The following is a 1,152-nucleotide window of genomic DNA, read 5'->3' on the forward strand; positions in this document are numbered from 1 at the left end:
CCTGCCAGCCTGTGACGCGGGTTTTTTGCTTTCTGCGGTTCTGATTTCTCGACCGCTCGCCTCAATCATGCCCCTGTGGGGCTACGGTTTCAAGCCATCATCTCGGCTAACTCCTTGACGTTCGCGGCTTTTCTCCATAGAAAACCGCTTGATTGCCCCTGTGTTTACAGGCAATTCCGACGTTTTCAAATTCGCCACCAGCGCAGCTGGATCAGGCAGGTCGTGCGCAGCGAAGCGAGCATTCGCCGAAGGCGCCGCAGGCGCCGATGGCGGCTCACTGTGCAACTCACGGACATTCTCTACTGCTGCCGGATCGGCGGCGCGAGGGACTTTCCCATTCCCTGCCGTTTTGCGGTTCCCATACCGGTCGACGCTGGCCGTGGACTGGTGACCCATGACATATGCCACCTCTTTGCGGCTCATGCCGCTGGCCTTCAGGTCTGACCCCATCTGGTGCCGCCACGAATACAGCGATGGGACGGCCTTGCGTTGCGGCCAAAGACGCCGCCCGGCTGCACTGATCCTGTCCTGGACACGACCGACCACGGCGGCGTCCTGGAGGTATGGCAGCGAGGCCCGTACCAGCTCCAGGGCCTTGGGATCGAGGTCGATTACCCGGTCTGCGCCCCGGTCTCCGCCGTGGCTCTTCTTCGCACCAGGTATCACCACCTTGCCGTCCTGGATGGTGATCGAGGCGAACTCCGAAGGCCTGGCCCCGGTGTACCTGGCCACCATCACGGCCCCATAAGATTCGCGGTCTCCGGACTTGATGAAGCTGTCCAGGAGCTTGGCTTCGTCCTGGGCGTCGATCCTCTTGATCCGGCGCTGCTTGCCGGGCACCTCATCGCTGGGCCCGTTCCGCGTCAGCGGGTTCTTTGTCTCGTTGATGCGTTTGGCTGCATCGGGGTAGCCAGCGGCCTCCTGGTCGTAGGCCAGGGCATTGCGCAGGCGTCTCCAGTAGTCGGGCCTGTGCTGGCCTGCAATGGCCTTGAGAGCGTCTGTGATGCGCTTTGGGGACGGTGGCTGACCGTCCAGGTGCTTGGTGTAGAAATGGGCCGCCAGCTTGCGATAGGCGGCCTGTGTGGCTGGTGTCATGGGGTCTCTCCCTTCTCGTTATGGTCGGTCAAACAGCAAGATCAAAATCAAAAGCAC

General features: G+C 61.8%; 1 protein-coding gene. It reads right to left on the bottom strand.

The genetic code is table 11. The features are described 5' to 3' along the window. Positions 1-81: 81 nt before the first annotated feature. Positions 82-1,095, bottom strand: coding sequence for a site-specific integrase (locus N430_RS29170; RefSeq protein ID WP_110640021.1), 1,014 nt, complete (start codon positions 1,093-1,095; stop codon positions 82-84). Positions 1,096-1,152 lie beyond the last annotated feature (57 nt).

Origin of the sequence: Pseudomonas sp. CC120222-01a (genome assembly GCF_003097235.1) — a bacterium.
Taxonomy (GTDB): Bacteria; Pseudomonadota; Gammaproteobacteria; order Pseudomonadales; family Pseudomonadaceae; genus Aquipseudomonas.

Excerpts from the sequence above, each read along its gene's own strand:
- N430_RS29170 (WP_110640021.1), bottom strand. The coding sequence starts at position 1,095 with ATGACACCAGCCACACAGGCCGCCTATCGCAAGCTGGCGGCCCATTTC.